This is a genomic window from Nitrospirota bacterium, assembly GCA_035516965.1.
Lineage (GTDB): Bacteria > Nitrospirota > UBA9217 > UBA9217 > UBA9217 > MHEA01.
On the sequence record DATIZR010000064.1, the window covers coordinates 57,201 to 75,026 of the forward strand.

General features: G+C 59.9%; 18 protein-coding genes and 1 pseudogene. 1 reads left to right on the forward strand and 18 read right to left on the reverse strand.

Annotation, left to right across the window (positions count from 1 at the left end; all coding sequences use genetic code 11):
- Positions 1-164 precede the first annotated feature (164 nt).
- From VL197_10370 to VL197_10405, 8 genes and pseudogenes are all read right to left on the reverse strand, one after another.
- Positions 165-479: a DUF167 domain-containing protein gene (locus VL197_10370; GenBank protein ID HUJ18382.1), complete on the reverse strand. Its 315-nt coding sequence runs from the start codon at positions 477-479 to the stop codon at positions 165-167.
- Positions 448-927 carry a DivIVA domain-containing protein gene (locus tag VL197_10375; GenBank protein HUJ18383.1) on the reverse strand — a complete coding sequence of 160 codons (480 nt, stop codon included), beginning with the start codon at positions 925-927 and terminating at the stop codon, positions 448-450. Before VL197_10375 ends, VL197_10370 begins: the two co-directional genes overlap by 32 nt.
- Before the next feature lie 32 nt (positions 928-959).
- On the reverse strand, positions 960-1,259 hold the full coding sequence (locus tag VL197_10380) for a YggT family protein (GenBank protein HUJ18384.1): 300 nt from the start codon (positions 1,257-1,259) through the stop codon (positions 960-962).
- A gap of 146 nt (positions 1,260-1,405) precedes the next feature.
- Positions 1,406-1,789: pseudogene (locus tag VL197_10385) on the reverse strand (four helix bundle protein).
- Between the two features lie 129 nt (positions 1,790-1,918).
- Positions 1,919-2,731, reverse strand: coding sequence for a pyrroline-5-carboxylate reductase (gene proC / locus VL197_10390; protein HUJ18385.1), 813 nt, complete (start codon positions 2,729-2,731; stop codon positions 1,919-1,921).
- Positions 2,732-2,791: 60 nt separating this feature from the next.
- On the reverse strand, positions 2,792-3,478 hold the full coding sequence (locus VL197_10395) for a YggS family pyridoxal phosphate-dependent enzyme (protein HUJ18386.1): 687 nt from the start codon (positions 3,476-3,478) through the stop codon (positions 2,792-2,794).
- A 97-nt stretch (positions 3,479-3,575) separates the two neighbouring features.
- The gene (gene pgeF, locus VL197_10400) at positions 3,576-4,352 is read right to left on the reverse strand and encodes a peptidoglycan editing factor PgeF (GenBank protein ID HUJ18387.1); all 777 of its coding nucleotides are present in this window, start codon (positions 4,350-4,352) and stop codon (positions 3,576-3,578) included.
- Entirely contained in the window at positions 4,349-6,112 is a 1,764-nt protein-coding gene (locus VL197_10405) for a TIGR03960 family B12-binding radical SAM protein (protein ID HUJ18388.1), read from the reverse strand. Before VL197_10405 ends, pgeF begins: the two co-directional genes overlap by 4 nt.
- A gap of 166 nt (positions 6,113-6,278) precedes the next feature.
- On the opposite strand from VL197_10405, the gene VL197_10410 reads away from it, so the two are divergent.
- Positions 6,279-7,304: a diguanylate cyclase gene (locus VL197_10410; protein HUJ18389.1), complete on the forward strand. Its 1,026-nt coding sequence runs from the start codon at positions 6,279-6,281 to the stop codon at positions 7,302-7,304.
- 97 nt (positions 7,305-7,401) lie between these two features.
- Here the strand turns inward: VL197_10410 and VL197_10415 are convergent, their stop codons facing one another.
- From VL197_10415 to VL197_10460, 10 genes are all read right to left on the reverse strand, one after another.
- The gene (locus VL197_10415; GenBank protein ID HUJ18390.1) at positions 7,402-8,619 is read right to left on the reverse strand and encodes an MFS transporter; all 1,218 of its coding nucleotides are present in this window, start codon (positions 8,617-8,619) and stop codon (positions 7,402-7,404) included.
- Positions 8,600-9,064 carry a chromate resistance protein ChrB domain-containing protein gene (locus VL197_10420; GenBank protein HUJ18391.1) on the reverse strand — a complete coding sequence of 155 codons (465 nt, stop codon included), beginning with the start codon at positions 9,062-9,064 and terminating at the stop codon, positions 8,600-8,602. The genes VL197_10415 and VL197_10420 overlap by 20 nt, the downstream gene beginning before the upstream one ends.
- Positions 9,065-9,097: 33 nt before the next feature.
- Positions 9,098-9,937 carry a universal stress protein gene (locus VL197_10425; GenBank protein HUJ18392.1) on the reverse strand — a complete coding sequence of 280 codons (840 nt, stop codon included), beginning with the start codon at positions 9,935-9,937 and terminating at the stop codon, positions 9,098-9,100.
- Positions 9,938-9,962: 25 nt separating this feature from the next.
- On the reverse strand, positions 9,963-10,817 hold the full coding sequence (locus VL197_10430; GenBank protein ID HUJ18393.1) for a chromate transporter: 855 nt from the start codon (positions 10,815-10,817) through the stop codon (positions 9,963-9,965).
- Positions 10,818-10,892: 75 nt separating this feature from the next.
- Positions 10,893-11,213: a chromate transporter gene (locus VL197_10435; GenBank protein ID HUJ18394.1), complete on the reverse strand. Its 321-nt coding sequence runs from the start codon at positions 11,211-11,213 to the stop codon at positions 10,893-10,895.
- Positions 11,214-11,253: 40 nt separating this feature from the next.
- Positions 11,254-12,234: a chromate resistance protein ChrB domain-containing protein gene (locus VL197_10440; GenBank protein ID HUJ18395.1), complete on the reverse strand. Its 981-nt coding sequence runs from the start codon at positions 12,232-12,234 to the stop codon at positions 11,254-11,256.
- A 53-nt stretch (positions 12,235-12,287) separates the two neighbouring features.
- Positions 12,288-12,551: a hypothetical protein gene (locus VL197_10445; protein HUJ18396.1), complete on the reverse strand. Its 264-nt coding sequence runs from the start codon at positions 12,549-12,551 to the stop codon at positions 12,288-12,290.
- Between the two features lie 301 nt (positions 12,552-12,852).
- Positions 12,853-15,183, reverse strand: coding sequence for a PAS domain S-box protein (locus VL197_10450; protein ID HUJ18397.1), 2,331 nt, complete (start codon positions 15,181-15,183; stop codon positions 12,853-12,855).
- Positions 15,184-15,437: 254 nt separating this feature from the next.
- The gene (locus VL197_10455; protein HUJ18398.1) at positions 15,438-16,067 is read right to left on the reverse strand and encodes a class I SAM-dependent methyltransferase; all 630 of its coding nucleotides are present in this window, start codon (positions 16,065-16,067) and stop codon (positions 15,438-15,440) included.
- Between the two features lie 162 nt (positions 16,068-16,229).
- The gene (locus VL197_10460; protein HUJ18399.1) at positions 16,230-17,774 is read right to left on the reverse strand and encodes a long-chain fatty acid--CoA ligase; all 1,545 of its coding nucleotides are present in this window, start codon (positions 17,772-17,774) and stop codon (positions 16,230-16,232) included.
- Between the last annotated feature and the right edge of the window lie 52 nt (positions 17,775-17,826).

A 17,826-nucleotide genomic window follows, 5' to 3' on the forward strand; every position in this document is an offset into this window, starting at 1 on the left:
TTTTTTGATGAACAGGATACGGCCCTTGCCGCTTGAATCAAGAGTCCGGACACAGACAGCGTCAACAGGCGCATGAAGGGATAATTGTTAGGGGAGGGAAGTTATCCCTGTGCCTCTCAGCGCGGCCCGCGTCCAAATCACTATTCCAACAATAATATAGTACTCTATTTCCCGGCACAATTCAACAGCCGCTCCGCAACTTCCGTACCGATCCCGATGATCCTGACGATCTTGTCACGCGACGTATGACCGGAAACGATCTCGACCTGGGACTTTGATACGGAAAAAGTATCCGCGAGGAACCGGATCAGGGCCTCGTTCGCCGCGCCGTCCACGGGCGGGGCAGTCAGCCTGATCTTGATGCCCCCGTCCTCCCTGCGGACGACCTCGTTCTTCGAAGCGCGCGGCTGGATGCGGACAGACAGCGTCACACTCTCCGCCGCTGCCTTATTCCGCGGCCGGCCCTGCCTGGCTTTCATTGCCGCTTTCCTCGAAGGTCACCATTTCGAGATGCATCTGGATCACCTTCTTGATGTCCTGCAGGAAGTGGTGCTTCCGCCGCTTCAGCTCCTGGATGTCCGTTTCGAGCCTGACCTTCTCCTGCTGGGTATTGCCGATGATCTGCTGGCTGCGCACCTCGGCGTCCCTGATGATCAGGTCCGCCTCCTTGCGCGCGTTCTCCTTCGTGTCGTCCGACACCTTCTGGGTCATGATAAGCGTGTTCTTGACCGTCTCCTCCCGGGAGACGAGCTCGGCCATCCGCTGGTCATAGGACTGCCGGAACTCGCGCAGCTCCGTCACCTCGCGCAGGAGCGCCTCCATCTCTTCCCGCACCAGGTCGAGAAAGTTGTCGACCTCGACGCGTTCATACCCCCGGAAGCCCACGTGGAACCGTTTCTGCTGGATGTCGAGCGGTGTAATGTTCATAGGATCGCCTCCCGGCCGATGGGTCCCGTGCGTTAGCCCATCGAATGGCCGATACGAAAGAGCGTGTTGATCAACGCGTACTGCAGAAAGATGATGATGAGGATCGCAATGAGCGGTGAAAAATCGATGCCGACCTTATACGGCGGCACCAGCTTCCTGATGGGCCTGAGCGCCGGCTCGGTCATCCTCGCGAGGATCTGCACGATCGGGTTGTAGGGGTCCGGGTTCACCCAGGAGATGAGCGCGCGGATGATGATGACCCACATGTAGATGTTCAGCACGACGTCGAGCACCTTGGCGATTCCCAGAATGATATTGCCGAATACGAACATTGTCCCTCCCGTTGTAATGCCGACCTGCAATCGACTAGCGTCGACCTGCACCGACCAGTGGCGACAAATCCCGTCCAAGAAACAAAATAACTTCTAAGAAGCGGGATATTGTTTCCCGCCTTTGCACCGAATCTTCGACAGATTCTCTACTTGTCGTTTTTATACGACAGCGTCCAGTTTCCGGCGTCACGAATCATGGCCGCCAGCAGTGCGAGTATACGCTCGTATTTCTGATCAAGCGTACCTGCTGTTTGCTTGTTTATAGAAGAGCACCGGAGCGACACTTCTATCCACGTTTGCGTTTCGGATCCCTCAGCTTCTGCGTCGTTCAATTCACTCTTAAATGCTGCTTCATATCATCGCTTCCGCCACGCTTCGGCAAGATTGGCGGCTACAGCGCGGGAGGATCTACGGATCTGGTCCACGAGAGAATACTTTTCCTCGGTTGGAAAGACTTTGGTAATTTCATAAATCTCCATGGCTGCATCCATTGCGACCTGCCATACATGTAATTCTGTATGGCTCTGAATGTTCCCCCATGCTCGCCTTTCGGTCTATCCAATTGCCTCACGTCGTCTCACTGTTAGCCTGCTGGTTTCTGTCGTCGCTCATTCGGTTTTCGTCGCCTATCATCGCTTGTCTGTCGATTCTGTCAGGTTTTACTTCCCCAGTTCCCTGCTCCTGGCAGCTGCCGCTTCCACGGCGTTCATGAGCGTGGCCCGGAGCTTACCCTTCTCGAGCGCGTGCAGCCCTTCGATGGTCGTCCCCCCGGGCGAGGTCACCATGTCGCGCAGTTTGCCCGGATGCTCACCGGTCTCGAGCACCATCTTCGCCGATCCGAACACGGTCTGGGCCGCGAGTTCCAGCGCAAGGGGCCGGGGCAGCCCTGCCTTCACACCCGCGTCGGACAGGGCATCAATGATCATGAACACGTAGGCAGGGCCGCTGCCCGACAGCCCGGTCACGGCGTCCATCAGCTTCTCGTCCACGACCACGGACCTGCCCACGGCGCCGAAGATCTGCTGCGCCAGCCCCATATCATCCTGCGTTGCCTTTGACCCGGCAGCGATGCCAGCCGCACCGGCGAGCACGAGCGCGGGCGTGTTCGGCATCACCCTGATCACCCGGGGCTCTGCCGCAAGCATCTTCTGGATCCTGTCGATCGTCACGCCTGCGGCGATGGAGATGACCAGCTTTGTCTTATCCGCGACGGGGGCGATCTTGGCCAGGACCACGTCGATGACCTGGGGCTTTACGCAGAGCAGCACGACGTCGGCGCCGGACGCGGCGTCCCGGGTGCTCTTCTGGACTATGATACCATAGGTCGTCCTGAGATGCTCGAGCCGGTCGGCGGAGACATCATTGACGACCAACTGGTCCGCCTTCACGACACCGGCTGCAAGCAGCCCCCTGATCAGCGCCTCGGCCATGTTCCCGCCGCCCAGGAATGCGATTTTGCCCTTTATCGTCATGCCGCCCCCTCTGTTTCCTTCGATGGTCCTGCCTGTTGCTCCGAGCTCCCGCGTACGATCCTATCTTCTTTCCCCGAATATCGCCGTGCCCACCCGCACCATGGTTGCGCCTTCTTCGATGGCGACCTCGAAATCGTTGCTCATGCCCATGGAAAGCTCTTTCAGGGATACGCCGGGGATCCGCTCCCGCGCGATGGCCTCCGACAGTTCGCGCAGCTTCCTGAAATAGGGCCGCACCCGCTCGGGATCGTCAAGGAACGGCGGGATGGTCATCAGCCCCTTGAGCGAGAGGTGGCCCAATTTTGCCGCTTCTCTCACCAGGCCGGCAGTCTGCTCGATCGCCGCGCCAGCCTTGCTCTCCTCCCCGGCGATGCTCACCTCGATCAGTATGTCCTGTACCTTCCCGATCTTCGCGGCCTGCCGGTCGATCTCCCGGGCAAGCTCGATGCTGTCCACGGAATGGATCAGATAGAACAGCCTGACCGCATACTTTGCCTTGTTCGTCTGGAGATGGCCGATCAGGTGCCAGCTGGCGACCGGTCCGAGCATCTCGATCTTTTCCTTCGCCTCCTGCACCCGGTTCTCGCCGAGGATCAATGCCCCGGCCTCAACGGCCTCGCGGATGCGGGCGACATCGACGGTCTTGGTAACGACAACGAGCTTGATGGCGGAGGGCTCGCGGCCGGCCCGCTGGGCCGCGGCGGCGATCCTGTCCAGGACCGTCTTGACGTTGTCCTCAATTGACATTGAAAGTTAAAGGTCTTTGACACTGATTATCACAGATCAGCCTATGATTAGACCATGATTTTCATAGATTCATTCAGTGTCCGTCTGTGTCCCTAATTCAAGGTCTTATCATGATAACCGACAGCATCCTGCCGGTCCTGCCTTCGGCGCGGAAGGAATAGAACAGGTCCCTTCTGCAGCAGGTGCAGAGGCCGAGGGAGTGGACGTTCCCCGGCGGAAGTCCCGCCTGCACGATGCCGATCCTGTTCAGCTTTACGAGGTCCAGGCTCCACTTGTCGTTGCCGAGCGGAGAGGCGGCCTTCTGCCAGAGGGAGAAGCTCTCTTTCACCGGGCCCATGACCGGTTCGTCCACTTCGTAGCACTCTGGCCCGATCGCCGGGCCGATGGCCGCGATCATCCGCGAAGGATCGGAGCCGAATTCGTCCTGCATCGTCTGCACGGCCTTCCGCACGATCTTCTTGACCGTGCTCCGCCAGCCGGCATGGACCGCGCCGATCGCGGGTATGACGGGGTCGACCAGCAGCACGGGTACGCAGTCTGCGGTCTCGACGCCGATGGCGATGCCGGCCTGGTTCGTGACCATGGCATCGGCCTCGACCGGCAGCAGGCTCGTGTAGTTCTGATCATCGACACGCACGATCGTATCGCCGTGAACCTGGTTCACGGTCACGACGCGGTCAGGAGCCACTCCGAATGCTTCTGCCACGACGTTCCAGTCCCCTGACAGCTTGAACCCGTTCGTGCGGGCACCGAGGCCGTTCCTTCTCGTGGTGAACGCATGCCTGACACGCGGGATCTGTTCAAGCCCGGGAATTGTGAGCAGTTGAACATTTTTCTCAGACGTGAATTGTTTCTGTTTTCCGTCCCTGTTCATCCCTGTTCATCCGCGGCCGCAGATTTCTCTTCCGGCGTGCACACTCCGCAGGCCTTGCAGGAGCCCACGCTGCACACTGGCGTGAACTTTCCGTCGAGGGCCCGGTTGTATTCGTTCCTAAGATAATCTTTCCTCACACCGATGTCAATGAAATCCCAGGGAAGGACCTCGTCGAACGAGCGTCTGCGCCTTGCGTAGAAGTCCATATCCACGTTCAGCTCCCTTGCGGCGGCCTTCCAGTCCCCACTTTTTTCATGGGCGCTCCTGATCAGCGCGCCGACCCTCCGGTCCCCGCGGGACAGGAGCGCCTGGATATACTCCCACTTCGGAAGGTCGTGGATCATGTTCATGTTCCCGGTCCTCCGGACTGCCTTTTCGAGAAAACGCTGCTTCCTGTTCAGCACCTCCACCGCCTCCATGGGCTCCCACTGGAACGGCGTGAACGGCTTCGGTACGAAGGAGTTTACCGAGAGGGTGATCCTGCCGATCCTGCCCGCAGGCCGCGCGTGCCTGAGTTGAACCTCGCGCACCTGCATGCTGAGCGCAATGATCGCCTCAACGTCCTCCTGCGTCTCCGTGGGCAGGCCCAGGATGAAGTAGAGCTTCAGGTTCGGAATGCCGCGGCCGAAGACCATGTCGGCGGCCCTCAGGATATCCTCTTCGCTCACGCCCTTGTTGATGACCCTGCGGAGCCGTTCGGACCCCGCTTCGGGCGCAATCGAGATGGTCTTGTGCCCGCTCTTCGCGAGCCGTTCGATGAGCGCTTCGCTCACCGAGTCCGCGCGCAGGGACGAGACCGAGACGCCGCCTTCGATCGCCATGCAGAGCTCGTTGATGTGGGGATAATCCGAAAGCGCCGCGCCCACGAGGCCGATCCTGCCGCACTGCGCATCGGCTTGCGCAGCCTGCCGCTTTGCCGCTTCGATGCCGAGGTTCCGCGGCGGGAGATAAAGGTACCCGGCCATGCAGAATCTGCAGTGCCTGCCGCAGCCCCGGGTGATCTCGGACAGGTACCGGTCGCTGAACTCGGTGTTCGGCGTCAGGATCGCGGTGGCGGCGGGGAAACGGTCGAAGTCCCCGGCAGTTCGCTTGGCGATCATTTCCGGCGCGGAGGGCTCGTGTTTTCTGCGCTCCCTGATCGTTCCGTCCTCATGATACAGGACCTCATAGAACTCCGGCACGTACACGCCGGCGATGGCGCTCAATGCCCTGAGCAATTCCCCGCGGCTATCGTCTCGGTGCTTTCGATAGACATCGACGAACTCATTTACAACGTCCTCGCCCTCCCCCGCGATCACGAGATCGAAGAAGTCCGCCAGGGGTTCGGGGTTGAAGAACGAGCAGATGCCGCCGAGCACCACGAGCGGTCCCTCGCCATTCCGCTCCTCCCGGGAAGCCGGGATGCCGGCGAGCCGCAGCATCTCCAGGATGTTCAGGTAGTCCTGTTCGAAGGAGACCGAGAAGGCCAGGATGTCGAACTCCCTGACAGGCCGCCGGTTTTCGAAGGTAAAGAGCTTCCTGTTGGTCTTTTCGTACTCCTCGATGTCCTCCTCATCGGGAAGGAAGACCCGCTCGCATGCCGTGTCAGGACGGCCGTTCAGGATGCGGTAGATCTGGTGAATGCCGAGGTTCGACATGCCGATATGGTAGGTGTTCGGGTAGGCGAGCGCGACCTCGATGCCGGCGCCGCGGGCCTTAACAACCGCTCCCCGCTCAGCGGCAAGGAGGGAATCGATTTTTTCGTCAAGTTTCCGGGACATGCGCGGATTATACTATGCCCCCCCTGTTTGCGCAAAAGAAATCGCCCCTTTCATAACCCCGTGATTATTAAAGAACGGGACACGATCATCCGACAAGATTCGTATCAACCAGCTTCCCCGGCCGCATCCCTGGCCGGAACCGCACCCTGAAGAGGCTTAAGACGATATGTCGACACTCTCTCTCGTAGCTGTGTTTCTTATTCTGGCCGGCGCGGCTCTCCTGTTCTTTGCCGGTCTTCGTGCGCGCACGAAGACCGGCCATGCCCCGCAGGAGCTGCAGCAGGCAATCGCCGCGATGAAAGAAAGCGAGGAGCGGTACCGGCAGCTCATCGAGCTGTCACCCGATGGGATCGCCATCCACATCGAGGGCAGGTTTGTTTTCATGAACCCGTCGGGAATGCGGCTCCTCGGTGCGGCAGATCCCGCCAAGGTCATCGGAAAATCCGTATTCGAATTCATCCATCCCGATTACCACGAGATCGTGACGCAGCGCATTCAGGGACTGTCCCGGGCCGGGGCCCAGACCGCTCCCTGGCTTGAACAAAAATATATCCGGTGCGACGGAACGGAGATCGATGTGGAGGTTGCGGGGAATTTCTTTTCCTCAGGCGGAAAACCAGCGGTCCAGATCATATTCCGGGACATCAGCGAACGGAAACAGATCGAGGAGGGGCTCAGGCGGATCGCGCTGTATGATGATCTCACGGGTCTGCCGAACCGGGCGCTCTTCTTCGACCGCACGCGCCAGCTTCTGGAGCTGGCGAAGCGAAACAGATTCGTGCTCGCGGTCCTCTATATCGACCTGGACCGTTTCAAGGCGGTCAACGATGCGCTCGGGCATGAGATGGGCGATCTGCTGCTTAAGGAAGTGTCCAGGAGGCTGGTTGCCTGCACCCGGAAGGCGGACACGGTGGCCCGTATGGGAGGAGACGAGTTCGTCGGGCTCTGTGGTAAGATCGAGGCGCCCGAGGACGCCGCGGTCGTCGCCCGGAAGATCATCGAGGTGCTGTCCGATCCGTTCGTGCTCAGGGAGCATGAGTGCAGCATCGGCGCCAGCATCGGCATCAGCATCTACCCCGGGGACGGCGATGATGTGGAGACACTCCTGAACAGGGCTGACGCCGCCATGTACCGCGTCAAGGATAGCGGGCGGGGCGGGTTCCTGCTCTACCGCGACATGACCAAACCGTGATCCACACTGCACCGGGCCTGCGCCGGCCGGCCCTTCACTTCGGCCGGGCGCTGACAATATCGCCGCGCGGCGCCCCGCCTTCCGTCCCCAAGTCATCTCATTTCACATCGGCCTTCCTGAAGCTTCGGTAGAGCAGCAGGTCATACACGATCTTCAGCCCCCCGGAAACGAGGAACGGTGCGGCCAGGAGCGCCGGCGTCGCAAGGAAGACGCCGGTCAGGGCCGGCGAGAAGGCCGCGCCGATCGAGCGGGCGATGGTCGTGACGCCCGAGGCGGCCGACCGTTCGTCCGGCGCTACGACGGCCATGGTGTAGGATTGGCGCGTAGGCACGTCCATCTGGGAAATGCTGAAGCGGAGCAGCAGCACGGTGACCGCGAGCGCCAGGTTCGGCATGAGCGGCACCAGACAGAGCAGCACGTTCGACGGGATGTGGGAAAACACCATGGTATTGATCAGGCCGAAGCGGTTGGCAAGCCGGATTGCGAAAAGCGCCGAGAGGCCGGCCAGGATATTGGCCCCGAAGAAGATGCTGCCCAGAAGCGCAGCGTCCACGCCAAACCGGATGTGGAACCAGTAGGCGACCATGCTCTGGATCACGAACCCGCCGGCAAAGGCGTCGAGCGCGAACAATGCGGAAAGCTTCAGGACCACGCCCCGGGACTGATGCAGGCCGAACACACGCGCCACTGCGCGGGAGGCGGGCTTCGCCTCCACTCCCGGAGAGAGGAACAGGAAGAGCGCGGCCAGGATGATGCCGCATGCGGCGTATTGAACAATCACCGCGCGGTAGGATAGGAGCTCCGTATATCCGGCGCTCACGATAAGTTTCGAGAGGAGCCCGCCGGCAAGCGCGCCCGAGGCTGCGGCAAGCGAACCGGCCACGTTGTACCAGGCGAACGCCCTGGTGCGCTGCTCGGCAGGGAGAAGCTGGGAGAGCGCCGCATGTTCGAGGGAGAGGAAGGGCCCGATCTCGTTGCCGCTCGGACTGATCACACCGATGATTCCCGCGATGATGAGGACGGGCGGGTTCCCGGTCAGACTGAAGACGACGCCGGCTAAGACCATGAGCCCCGCGCCCAGGAGAAGCATTTTTTTTCTGCCGCGCACGTATGCGTGGTCTGCGGTCGTCGTGATCCAGAGCGTTATCACCGCATCGCCTGCAAGCGTGAGCGTGAAGAGTAGCCCGATCAAAACGCCGGACAGGCCGATCTCGTGGAGGTACAGGGCAAGGACCACGGAGAGCGCGCCATAGGCGAAGAGCCGGACGCTCCGGGCAACGAAGAGAAGCGCGACGTCAGACCGTGTATATGCCATGGGACTTTCCCTGCTTGACCATCTCCCGACAGTAGGCGTACAGCGCATCGTACACGATCCATTCCGCGGCATTGATCGCGTGGTCATCCTTGAGCCCCAGGTGACGGAAACCTTCGGCGACCGCGTTCAACCCCGGGCCCTCGGGCTGGCAATACAGGCTGTTGTCAGTATCCGCGCCGTTCACGATCCTGGCGAGCAGCACGAGGGCCGGGTCCGTTGTCAAACCGTATTTCCTTACGATCGCATCGAACGAGCACTCTTTGCCGTGGTGGCCGAGTTCAACGTTCGGCACGTCAAAGGGGATCGCTCCCAGACACGCGGCCTCGGCCTGAACTTTCTCGGCTGGTGCAAATATGAATTCAGCGTCCTTGTCCACGAACTTTCTGATCAGCCAGGGACAGGCGACGCGGTCGACCTTGACCTTCTCTCTCGTAATCCATTTCATGGCCCTGTTCTCCCCCGCGCTTTCTTCAGCTTCTCACGCTTTGACGACAAGCACGGCGCAGCCGGCGCTCCCGATGACTTTCTCAGTCGAGCTTCCCATGAGAAGCTTCTTTATGCCGGTTTTCCCGTAGGTCCCCATGACGATAAGATCAACTCCTCTGCCGCTTGCCGTTTCCACGATGGCAGTGAAGGATCTTCCTGTCGGGGTGACCGCCTCCGCGGATACGCCCTCCCTGCGCGCTGCTTCGGCGGCGGCGCTTGCGTGCTTCCCCGCGTCTGCGCGCTCGCCCTCATCCCGCATGGCCGAGAGCGCGATAAGATGGCTTCCGCAGCGCTTTGCAATGGCAATCGCTTCAGTGACTGCCGCCGTGGCGTGAGCCGATGCGTCAGTGGCGACCAGAATGTTTCTGTATTCGATCTGGGCCGCCCGGGGAACGATGAGGACCTTGCAGGGCGCGTGGGCGATGACTTTTGCCGCGGTTTCTCCCATCAGGGCCTTGGCCACTCCTTTGCGTCCCCGCCTGCCGATAACGATCATGTCGACCTTCTTTTCAACTGCCTCGCCAACGAAGGCCTCCGCGGCGTCGGTCGATTCGCGCAGAACGGTTTCGCACAGGACATTCTGCTTTGCCGCCCGCGCCTTGATCGCTTCGAGGTGGGCCGTCGCCTCGGCTTCTTCTTTCTCGAAGACATTCGAGCCGATGGTCTCGAATTCGGGGTTCGTTTCAAGCGTCATGCAGGCAACTAATCGACTCGAGCATTTGGCGGCAAACGTGATCGCCTCCCGGATGGCTCCCTCGCTGTAGTCCGACATGTCTGTTGCCAGGAGCAGTTTTTCCAGTTTTCCGATGGGGCATGCAGGTGCTGTCGTCATATCGATTCCTCCTTGTTTGCGCTTTTTACAAAGCCGTTTTCCAGACGAGCCCGGCCGTTGCAGAGCCGATGATGACCGGGATCATGGGCCATTTCCGGTATTGCATGCCGATAAAGGCTATCACCGATGCCGCAAGCGCGAACCGGTCGAAGCCGCCTGTGTCCGGAAGCAGGGCATGCCGGGTGAAGTTGACGCCGAGGCTCAGCACGACTCCGACGACCGCTGCCGTGATCGCTGACAATGCCGAAGCGAGCTTGACATTCCTCCGCAGAGATTCGATGTACGGCGCGCCGATGAAGATCCAGAGCATGGACGGCGTGAAGGTGACCCAGGTCGCGAGCAGCCCTCCGACCGCGCCTGCAAGAGCGGGAGCGAGACCAGGCGTGTGGGCATAGGCGGCTACATAGGCCACAAACTGATTCACCATGATGAGTGGACCGGGCGTTGTCTCGGCGGGGCCGAGGCCGTCCATCATCTGCTCGGGGAGAAGCCATCCGTAATAGCCCACCGCCTGCTGACCGATATAACCGAGCACGGCATAGGCCCCGCCGAGGGTCACGACCGCGGCCTTGCTGAACAGGACGCCGATATCAACCAGGATGTCATCCCATCCGCGCCGGAGACCGAGCGCGATCAGCGGCAGGAACCAGAGAGCCAGACCGATAGCGGCGATCTTCAGTGCCCGGGTCCAGCCGTTTGCAATGATCTGCGGCTTCAGGTCCGGAGCGGATTGCGCGCCAGTTCCGGCGCTGGTCTGACGCGAATTCAGCAGATAGCCGATCAGGCCGGCGGAAAGAACGATCACCGGAAACGGCACGTTCAGAAAATATATTGCAATGAACGACGATGCGGCAGGTCCGACGAGACTCGGGTTCTTCAAAGATTTTTCTCATGCGAATGACCGCCTCCGCGACGATCGCGGCAACTGCCGGCTTCAGGCCGTAGAAGAGCGCAGCTATTGCCGGAACGGTACCGAGCGCCACGTAGACCCAGCTGAGCCACCAGAGGATGAATATCGACGAAGGACGAAGAGAATGCCGGCCGCGAGCGCTCCCCGGGTCCCGTGCAGGAGCCACCCGACGTACGTCGCGAGCTGCTGTGCCTCCGGCCCGGGCAGGAGCATGCAAAAGTTCAGGGCGTGCAAAAAGTGGCTTTCGGGCATCCACTTCTTGTTCTCCACCACTTCCTTGTGCATGATCGGGATCTGTCCCGTGGGACCGCCGAAGCTGATCAACCCGAGCTTGAGCCAGTAAGGGAGCGCCTCGCGGAATGTGATCTTTTCACCCTGCCTAGATGTCTTCCTTTTTTACAGATAATCAGGATTTCGATTGATACAGCATCTCGAACGCTGCCATACCGCGCTCAAGTCCGTCGGTGTCGTTCTTTGCCGTCTTGCGGATGCCAGCGAGTATTTCCTCAACACCTGGCGCCTCAGGCTTACCGTACTTATCGTCTTTTACGTCGAGGTCATGTACGATCTCGGCTATCTTTTTGACCGCCTTGTCTTTGATCCCGAAGGATTTCACCAGCACCTCAAAAGTGCAGAAATCGCCGACATGGGTAAAAGCTGCGCCGCGCATATCGAAAGCCAAAGTAGTATTGTCGAGCGAAGCAACGTTCCGCTCGTCAATGAACACGAAAGAGGCTTTCGGATCAATAAATCGTTTGATGAGCCACGCCGACGCCATACGATCCACAAAGGGGTTCTTACGGGTAGCCCAGTTTTTCCCTTGATAGTCCTGCAGCCGCCGTGCCGTGACCGTAGCCGCTTCTGCCGAAGCCCTTTTTCCAGTTTCCCGCAACGCTGCGTCCAGCGCCTGGATGCGCTTTCTCATTGTCTGACCCGTTGGGGAAGAGAAATAGTCGCGCTTGCCTGCTTCTTCGAATTCCTTGCTGAACTTCGCGGCCTCAGCAGCGAGACGCTTGCCTTCCTCGCTTTTCGTGCCCTTCCGAACGCCCTGGATCTTCCGTTCGAGAACATCGAGATTCTTTTCAAGCCGGTTGTACTCCTGGTCCGCTTGCATGGTGAAGAGCCGCCGAATATCGACATCGGTCATGGTCCCGATCTCGGCGGTTCTGACGAACGCGCCGTCTCCGCCCATGGTCTTCACCTCGCCGATGAGCCATTGCAGGAACTCTTCATGCTCTTCCGTGGCGGGAAGGATGTAGACGGCGCCTTTGAGCTGCACGGCCCCTGTTTTCGCGAGCTTCCGCCAGATCTTCATCCGGTTGCTCACAGGATGGGACGGCACGCTGTAAAAGATGAGCAGCCATTCCTGGACCCTTGTTTTCGGCATGATTATGGATTCCCCCTGCTGCCTTCAAGTGATTTGATGCGCGGTGCCTTTGACTAGACGAAGCACAGGTCATCGCCGCCCTGCGCGCAGTCGTCAGGATGGGCCAGGTTCCAGGCCTCTTGATGCTCCCGGATAATGGCGCGATGGATGTCCTCAAAGTCCGCGGCCTCTGCAAACGCCACCTCGATCAGATTTTCCTCCAGCGTCTCCCGCCCAATGATCGAACGATGTCCTCCTGTCACGGGTATTCCAACTCCCATCTCGAACAGCGCGGCGTCCGCAAGTGTTTCTTCCAGTTCTTTGAAGAGCTTTTTCATCGTGCACCTCCCCTTATGTAACTCTTGAACATAGAGTAACACATGTTACATTCATTGTCAAGGAAAAAGGTCCCTTCGGCGGGACGTCACTTCTCTCACGGGGAGATAGTTATTTTTCAATTATTATGAGCTGGCAGGATAGGGCTCTTTTTGAGAGGGAAGGACCCGGGATCTTACAAGAAAGGAGTGGAGTGACGAACCCTCAAGGGGAAGGGGCATCTCACGGGAACCGTTTTCACAGGCCCGCGTCAACACGACCGCTGACCGGCAGGAGAAAGTGCCGGCGTATCCAGGAGGGGGTTCAGATGCGTTCGGCGCTCGTTGCCATCACGTTGTGTACGGCCTCGCTCATCTCCCGCACTGTGTAGGGTTTCACGATGACCCCCAGGAACCCGTAGTCCCGGAAGTTTGCCATGATGGGATCATGAGAATATCCGCTCGATACGATCGCCCTGACCGCGGGATCTAATTCAAGCAGCCTCTTCATGGTTTCCCTGCCTCCGGTCCCGCCGGGCACGGTCAGGTCAAGGATAACCACGTCAAAGCGCTGTCCCCTGTCGATCGCTTTCCTGTAGAGCTCGACCGCGTCGTTCCCTTCCGTGGCGAATTCGGTCTCGTACCCCGAGGCCTGAAGGATCTTGCCGGCAGCATCCCGTACGATCTCTTCGTCGTCCATGATCAGGACCCTTCCCGTCCCGCGGATCAACTTCAGGCCGATGTCGCCCCCTGTTGCTTCTTTTGCCGAAGCAGGGAGAAAGAGCGTGAACGTCGATCCTGCCCCCGGCTCGGACTCGACCGTGATGTTTCCGCCGTGCTTTCTGATAATGGAATAAGCTGTGGCAAGCCCCAGGCCGCTCCCTGTCCGTTTCGTCGTGAAATAGGGGTCGAAGATCCTTGAAAAGTTCTCCTTCGGGATACCCACGCCGTCATCTGCAATGGAAATTTTTACATAGTCCCCGGCCTTCAGCGGCATGATCTCCTGCGGGAGCTTAATATTTTCACAGCTGATCCTGACCGTGCCGCCCTGCGGCATGGCCTGCTCCGCATTTACGACGAGGTTGTGGATCGCCTGGCGGACCTGCCCGGGATCGACCTCGACCGGGCGGATATCGTCGGGTATCGAGAACGAACAGGCCGCCGGGGATCCTGTCAGGGCAAAAGCGGCGGACTCCCGCACCATGTCCTTGACCGGTACGATTTTCCTGACCGGATCCCCCCCGCGGGAGAAGGTGAGAAGCTGCTGGGTCAGTTCGTGCGCCCTGGCAGAGGCCTGTTCGGCCTTTTCCAGGAAAGCGAGCCGTTCGTCACCGGGCGCCGTCTTCATCTTGGCCAGATCGATGTTGACCGCGATTCCGGTGATCAGGTTGTTGAAATCATGGGCAAGGCCGCCGGCAAGCACTCCGATGGAGTCGAGCTTCTGCACCCGCTGGATGTCCTCCTCCAGTTTCTTGCGTTCCGTGATATCCCGGGAATTGATGATGACCCGCATCGCTCCGGAAGCATCGGCCATGCTCCTGGCGTTCACCTGGAACTTGCGCCACGAGCCGTTCTCGTGCAGTACGCGGAGCTCGATCGAATCCGTGGCTTCCGGCTCGCGCATGATCCTCGTCAGGGCCTCCCGGGCCGCCGTCCTGTCCTCGGGATGAATAAAACCGAAAACATCACGGCCGACCAGGTCGGCCGGCCGATAGCCCAGCAGCAGCTCCAGGGAAGGGCTCTCAAAGAGGATCTTCCCGGCGGCATCAAGGACGGTGATGAGATCGAGAGCGTTCTCGATGAGGGACCGGAAATGTTCTTCGCTCCGCCGGAGCGATTCCTCGGCATGCGTTCTCGCCGCGACCTCCGTCTCCAGGCGTACGTTCGCGTCCGACAGCTCGGCCGTGCGCATGAGCACCCGTTCCTCAAGATGCTTTCGGTGATTGTTGAGTTCCTGCTCGGCATTCTTTCGCTCGGCGATCTCGAACACCAGCTCCTCGTTCAGCCGCTCGGCCTCCTCCTTTTCAGAGGCCAGGTGGGTCACCAGGTTCCCGTTGTCAAAACGGAGCTTCAGCGTCGTGGTCGACATGGAGTGGACGCGCAGGGCAACACTCATGATAAGAAGGACATAGAGGACGGTCAAGCCTCCCATGGCAAGGTGGATCTCGTCCCCCAGCAGAAAGAAGCGGATGATCAGCGGAAGAAGGGCGGGCACGCTGTAAGCCAAAAAACAGCTCATGCGGACCGAAAATGTCCCTGCAGCTCCGGCGACCATGCCGCCGAGGACGAATGCAAGGAAGACCTGGTGGGTGGTCGATGCCGCGGGGAACAGGAAAATAGCGGCCGATCCCCAGGCGATCCCGGACATGGCCAGCCCGAACGTGAACCATACCCCCCAGTCCGAGAGTTCTTCCCGGGAAAGGGTACGATGCCGGTATTCGTAAACGTGAAGTCCGCGAATCAACGTTACCAAAAACAGGAAGGCGAACCAGAGTACGATCACCCGGCGCTCAACGACGTTCCATTCTATATAAGACAGGACGGCGGCGTTGAGGAGCGTCCCGACCATGCCGATCGGCGCGCTGTCAAAGAGCTGCTGGACCTGGCTAGCATGCAGCTCGTCGGCTTCCGATCCTTGATGTGAGTGGCTGTTCACGATAGAAAGGCCTTATCGGGTGTATAGTTTGGTACAAATTTCAAGATAGTATGAATTTTACAGAATTTCGGGATGAAAAGCGAACAGTTGTTTGGGTATTTTCCAGGACGCGCCATTTCGCCGTAAAGACAAGGCATACGTTATTCCTTATAGGGCCTCTTCGCCGGCGTTCATTAATGTCGAACGCTTCCCAAAGCATGATCAGGACAAGAAGAATCCCGCTGAAAACGGCAAGGGTGGCCATCCCCCCGCACTTACTTCCTGACGCCTCTCACCACCACGAAAGATCCCTCTCCCTGTCCCCTCTTCACCGGGTCTACGGACTCCATCTGATCAAGGGCCTTGAAGAGTGTCTGGCGAAACTCAAACGGGCCGAAACCGGCCTGCGTCAAATGGCCCTCGATCTCCTCGGCGGAATAGAACGTCGCGTCCTTGTAAAACGCGCTCTGCTCCTTGTGCTTCGCGTATTCCCTGCCGAGCTGGCTCGCGCTATCCACGAACCCGACGACGAACGAACCTCCGGGTTTGAGCACGCGATGCACCTCCTGGAACGCAAGGTCCGGATCATCGAGAAAGCAGACGGTGGTGACCATAAGCGCAAAATCGAATTCCCGGTCCTGATAGGGCAGCTTCTCGGCCACGCCGGGGACAACGTCGATCCTCTTCTCCCGCGCGAGCGATGCCATGGCAGCCGACGGTTCGATGCCCCTCGTGATGCCGAGGGGCGCGGCGAACCTGCCGGTACCGACGCCGATCTCCACCCCGGTGCCGCCGGGCAGCAGTTCCCGAACAGCGTGCAGCTCCGACACGTACGCGAGCGGATGGTCCAGGAACCACTGCTCGTACCGGTCAACATTCCTGTCAAAAGCATCGACGCCCGCCATAGGTCCTCTCCCGGGTCTGATAGGGGCTTGCGCGGCACGAGAGCCGATGAGGAAGCATGAGGTGATGCACGAAGGGGAAATGCCCCGCAATGCGCCGGCAGGCCACGCGTCTGAACGGACTGTCGCCGGGAACGACGGTTAACAGCATGCTCGGTGCACCTCTTACGTCCCGCTGCGTTTGGCCTGTGTTTCGGTCTCGAGGTACAGCTTGCGAATGTCCCGCTTCAGGATCTTGCCGGTGGCGGTCCGCGGGAGCTCCTGGACCATGATGAACCTCCGCGGGATCTTGTAGTGGGCCACATGATGGGAGAGATATTCCCGGAACGCCTTTGGGGTCGTCGCCTGCCCGTCCTTCTGCACGACATACATGATCGGCAGTTCCTTGCCCTCCTCATGCTCGTGGGGCACGCCGATCATGGCGCAGTCCCGGACCGCCGGGTTTCGGTACATCACCTCTTCCACCTCGTAGGGGTAGACGTTCAGGCCGTCGACGATGATCATGTCCTTTTTCCGGTCGATGATCCTGATGTAGCCGTCCTCATCGAGCGACGCGATGTCTCCGGTGTAGAGCCAGCCGTCCTTGATCGTCTGGACCGTGTCCCCGGGACGGTTCAGATAACCCCGCATCACGTTCGGCCCTTTAACTGCAAGCTCACCCGGCGTATGGAGGGGCAGCTCTTTTCCCGCGTCATCCACGACCTTCACCGCGATGCCCGGCAAGGGAAGCCCCACCGTGCCGGGCTTGTTCCTGCCCCGTTCTGGCGGGTTGATCGAGACGACCGGAGATGCTTCGGTCAGGCCGTAACCTTCCAAAAGCGGCACCTTGAAAGCGGCCTCGAATTCCCGGATGACCCGGACCGGGAGCGGCGCGGCGCCGGACACGCAAAGCCTGAGGTTCAGCAGGACCTTGACGAACCAGGGCATGTCCTTCTCCGCAAGGATCTTGTAGACCGTGGGGATGGCAACAAAGAGGGTGATCCGGTCGAGGATCAGGCTCTTCACGACGCGCGAGAACGGCCGCACCCCCGGCAGGACCGAGATCATGGCGCCCGCAAGGAGCGGCAGGATCACGCAGACCGTGTACGTGAAGGAATGGAACAGCGGCAGGAACACTATGAACCGGTCCTGGTGCGTCACATGAATGACCTCGGTAGCCGCGCTCGCGTTCGTGATGATGTTCCTGTGCGTCAGGAGCGCGCCCTTGGGCCTGCCGGTCGTTCCCGAGGTGTAGAGGATCGTGGAAATATCGTCGACGGTGTGGGCCGGGTCCGGGAGATCCCCGGCGACAGCCGCAGGCGATGCCGCGATGTCGCTCAGCATGACAAAGGAGCGCCCGCCATTCCGGCTCAGCTTCTCCACGGTCCCGCGGCAGTCCAGGTCGTAGAGGCAAAGAACCGCTCCGGCGTCCTGCAGGATATAGTCGAGCTCTTCATGGGTCAGCAGGTTGTTCAGCGGCAGGACGACGGCGCCGGAACGAATAATTCCAAAGTACGCGGCAATATAGAAGGCGCAGTTGTGGCAGAGAATGGCCACCCGGTCGCCGGGTTTGATCCCTTTCTCGTGCATGAACGAAGCAAAGGAGTCGGCAAGCCGGTCCATCGCCCGGTAGGAGAACTTCTTTCCGCTGAATTTTACAAAGGTTGTCCGGGGAGTGAGCGAGGCGCGCTTCCGAAGCAGCTGATCGAGGGGCAGCATTTCCTTAATCATGCGGTGCAGTATAACATACTCGGCGGGACGGAAAAAGTAAAAATTGCCATCT